At 64.1% G+C, this 3,740-nt stretch carries 6 protein-coding genes; 3 read left to right on the top strand and 3 right to left on the bottom strand.

The features are described from left to right. Window positions 1-611: SAM-dependent methyltransferase (locus tag EN742_RS27745; protein WP_189375642.1), on the bottom strand; the 611-nt coding region annotated here is incomplete at its 3' end. Beyond that, window positions 608-1,462: a prolipoprotein diacylglyceryl transferase gene (lgt, locus tag EN742_RS27740; RefSeq protein WP_126058691.1), complete on the bottom strand. Its 855-nt coding sequence runs from the start codon at window positions 1,460-1,462 to the stop codon at window positions 608-610. The genes EN742_RS27745 and lgt, both read right to left, overlap by 4 nt. A 131-nt stretch (window positions 1,463-1,593) precedes the next feature. Here lgt and EN742_RS27735 point away from each other — a divergent pair, with 131 nt between their 5' ends. The 3 genes from EN742_RS27735 (at window position 1,594) to EN742_RS27725 (ending at window position 3,091) form a co-directional block, all read left to right on the top strand. Continuing rightward, a complete protein-coding gene (locus EN742_RS27735; protein WP_126058692.1) occupies window positions 1,594-1,896 on the top strand; it encodes an accessory factor UbiK family protein in 303 nt (100 codons plus the stop codon). Window positions 1,897-2,212: 316 nt separating this feature from the next. Continuing rightward, window positions 2,213-2,713 (top strand): YbjN domain-containing protein, encoded by a 501-nt coding sequence (locus tag EN742_RS27730; RefSeq protein WP_126058693.1) that lies wholly within the window; start codon window positions 2,213-2,215, stop codon window positions 2,711-2,713. 18 nt (window positions 2,714-2,731) lie between these two features. Then, window positions 2,732-3,091 (top strand): tRNA-binding protein, encoded by a 360-nt coding sequence (locus EN742_RS27725; protein ID WP_126058694.1) that lies wholly within the window; start codon window positions 2,732-2,734, stop codon window positions 3,089-3,091. Between the two features lie 155 nt (window positions 3,092-3,246). Here EN742_RS27725 and EN742_RS27720 read toward each other — a convergent pair. Beyond that, the coding region (locus tag EN742_RS27720; RefSeq protein ID WP_128333508.1) for a glycosyltransferase at window positions 3,247-3,740 on the bottom strand (494 nt) is incomplete at its 5' end.

Here is a 3,740-nt window from a genome sequence, read left to right as displayed (position 1 = left end):
CGAACGGATGATCGGCCTCGACGATGACGATGGCCTGCGCCGGCGAAGAAGCGCAGGCCATCGTCATCGTCGAGGCCGATCATCCGTTCGCGCCAGCCGGCACCGCTGCGGACGAACTGGCGGATGGGCACGGCGTCGAACAGTTCGTTGCCGACGATGAAGAGTGGCGCCTTCGGCAACGTTTCGACGGATTCGTGCCAGTCGAGTCTCACCGGCTGGCGGGTGAGCGTCCGCTGCTGGATTTCGGTCAGGCGCGGGCTTGCCTCGATCATGGCGAAGGTGGCGCCGCCTGCGAAAGCGGGATCGAGGCGCAGGAAGGTGCGCAGCAAGTCCTGCATCAGCGTGCCGCGGCCGGGGCCGATCTCGGCGACGGTGGCGGGCAGAGGCCGGCCAGCGGCCTGCCAGGCCTGGTAGAGCCAGACGGCGACCAGCTCGCCGAACATCTGGCTGATCTCCGGCGCGGTGACGAAGTCGCCCGCGGCGCCGAAAGGCTCGCGCGTGGTGTAGTAACCGTCCTCGGGGTCGAAAAGGCACAGCGCCATGTATTCGCTGACGGGGATCGGCCCCACCGTGCCGATGAGATCGATGATGCGGGTCTTCAGCCGCGTCATGCCGGTTGCGTCTGCGTCACCGGCCTGGCGGTGGCCATCGCCCAGATGCCGGCCAGCACCATGGGCGTCGACAGGATCATGCCCATGGTCAGCCAGTTGGTGCCAAGCAGATAGCCGAGCTGCTGGTCGGGCTCGCGGAAGAACTCGACGAAGATGCGCGACAGGCCATAGCCACAGATGAAGGCGCCGCCGACGAAGCGCGGCGTCTTCAGCTTCAGCCTGGAATGGGTGAGGAAGCGCAGCACGAGGAACAGCACCAGGCCCTCGAGCAGGGCTTCATAGATCTGACTCGGATGGCGCGAAAACGGTCCGCCATTGGGAAACTCCACCGCCCATGGCACGTCGGTTGGCCGGCCCCAGAGCTCGGAGTTGATGAAGTTGGCGACGCGCACGAGGCCAAGCCCGACCGGCACGCCGGCCGACACGACGTCGAACAACGTCCACGTGCGGATACCGCGCTTGAGCGAAAACAGGGTCATCGCCAGGATGACGCCGAGCAGGCCGCCGTGAAACGACATGCCGCCCTGCCAGACGGCGACGATATCCAGCGGATGCGCGATGTAGCGCGGCAGGTCGTAGAACAGCACATAGCCGGTTCGCCCGCCGACCACGACGCCGATCGCTGCCCAGACGATGAAGTCGTCCAGATCTTCCGGCTTCATCGGCAAGGCGCCGTCGGGCCACAGTCTTGCATTGGTGACCAGGCGCTTGGCGTACCACCAGGCAAAGAGGATGCCGACGATGTAGCCGACGCCGTACCAGTGCACCGCCAGCGGGCCGATCTGGACGATGACCGGATCGATGTTGGGGAAGGGCAGGGAGGTCAGCGGCAACAGAAAATATTCGCTCAACAGGGTCTCCCGGGCGCGGTCTGGTTTCGGGCGCGGACCATGCGGCAGGGTTTTGGCAGGGTCAAGGCAAGGCTGCGCTTGCATTCCGCGCCGCGCGCCACTACGTCAAATCGAGCAAGCGAGGATTTGCCATGTCGACCGGACCGAACCGCATTCTCGATGAATTCGCCAAGCTGATGACGGATGCCGCCGGCGCCGCGCAAGGCGTGCGGCGCGAGGTGGAGACGGCCTTCAAGGGCCAGGCCGAGCGAATCCTGAATACCATGGATGTAGTGCAGCGCGAGGAATTCGAGGCCGCGCGCGAGATGGCGGTGAAGGCGAGGGAGGACAACGTCCTGCTCGCCGCCCGTATTGAGGCGCTCGAGGCCAGGCTTGCCGAACTCACCGGCCAGGCCGCACCAGCGGCGGCGGCGAAGCCCAAAACAAAAAAATAATCGTTAAACTTTTCCACAAAGCACAATCCGAAAAAGCGCTTTGCCGTGAATCGCTTACCGGCATTGCATGAATCATCGCGACAGCGCCTTTCCACATGCGAATGACGCAGTGCGAAAAATTGGGCTGGTCACGCGACTCCCGATCAATAGACTGAATTTGTTGCATGATTCGAAGCAGGGATCATGCGCCGGGCGGTGGGGTTCGGTCTGGGTCTTTGCGTTTGAGAAAGTCCTGGCCGTCCGAGTTCTAGACAAGATTGTTCGTCGTGTGTGCCCCGCGGAGCGTGCGGCGCTCCCCTGAACACAGGAAGCATCCATGGAACTTCTCGAACTCGAATTCTCCCGCGAAATCCACCCGGTGGACGTCATCGAGCAGGTGGCGCACAACAATGACTGGTCGTTCGAGCGTGCCGGCGACGACGAGATTTCGATTTCGGTGGCGGGAAGCTGGACCGACTATCACGTCTCCTTCTCCTGGATGGAGGATTTCGAGGCGCTGCACCTGGCCTGCGCCTTCGACATCAAGGTGCCGGAAGCGCGCGCGCTGGAAGTGATGCGGCTCCTGTCGCTGATCAACGAACAGATGCTGTTCGGCCATTTCGACCTGTGGGAGCAGGAAGGCGCGATCATGTTCCGCCAGTCGCTGCTGCTTGCCGGTGGGGTCGAGCCGTCGAGCCAGCAGGTCGAGGTGCTGCTGTCGTCGGCGCTCGAAGCCTGCGAATGCTATTTCCAGGCGTTCCAGTTCGTGGTCTGGTCGGGAACCTCGGCCAAGGACGCGCTTGCCGGCGTCCTGTTCGAGACCTACGGCACCGCCTGAGCCGGATCAGGACCCAAGATGAGTGCGAGTGGCGCGCGCAAGCCCGAGATCAGTTTCGCCGATTTCGACCGGGTCGACATTCGCGCCGGCACCATCATCGAGGCCGAGCCATTCCCCGAGGCGCGCAAGCCGGCATTCAAGCTGAAGATCGATTTCGGTCCGGCGATCGGGGTGAAGAAGTCCTCGGCGCAGATCACGAAATACTACGCGCCGGAGACGCTTGTCGGCCGGCAGGTGTTCGCCGTGGTCAACTTTCCGCCGCGCCAGATCGGAAAGTTCATGTCGGAAGTGCTAACGCTCGGCTTTCCGGACGAGGAGGGCGCGGTCGTGCTCGGCGCCATAGAGCACAGGGTGCCGGACGGCGGGCGTCTGTTCTAGGATGCATGGTATTCAGGTGAGGCCGCAATGCGAACGGCAGGCTCCTGCGCTTGTGGTGCTGGCGTACTTTAGGAACGGCTCCGCTCCGGTTCCCGAGCCCAGCATTCTCAGTTCGGCCTGACCTGAATCTCAATACATCCTGGGCGCTGGCACCATCAGGCGGCCAGCTTGCGCGTCGTTCCCAGCGCTTCTTCGACCGTGTCGAGGAACATCTCCGCGCAGGCCGTCCAGCTGTAGCGCATGGCGCGCTGGCGCGCCTCTGCGCGGTCGACGTGAAGCGCGGCAAGGGCTGCCTCGCGCAGGTCCCCCGACACCGCCCCGCCGACACCGTCGCCGACGATGTCGATCGGACCCGTCACCGGATAGGCGGCGACCGGCGTGCCGCTGGCCAGCGCCTCTATGATGACGTTGCCGAAGGTGTCGGTACGGCTCGGAAAGACAAAGACGTCGGCCGAGGCGTAGATCTCGGCCAGCTCGTCATTCGGTCGGTGGCCGAGGAAATGGGCGTTGGGATAGCGCGCCTTGAGCTTTGCGAGTTCCGGTCCCTCGCCAACGACGACCTTGCTGCCGGGCAAATCGAGGTCGAGGAAGGCGCCCAGGTTCTTCTCGACCGCGACGCGGCCGACGCAGAGGAAGACCGGACCCGGAA

It is taken from the genome of Mesorhizobium sp. M4A.F.Ca.ET.020.02.1.1, assembly GCF_004022645.1.
In the GTDB taxonomy this organism is placed as follows: Bacteria; Pseudomonadota; Alphaproteobacteria; order Rhizobiales; family Rhizobiaceae; genus Mesorhizobium.
Note: the sequence above shows the minus strand (reverse complement) of the source record. Positions and strands in the feature narration are given on the sequence as shown.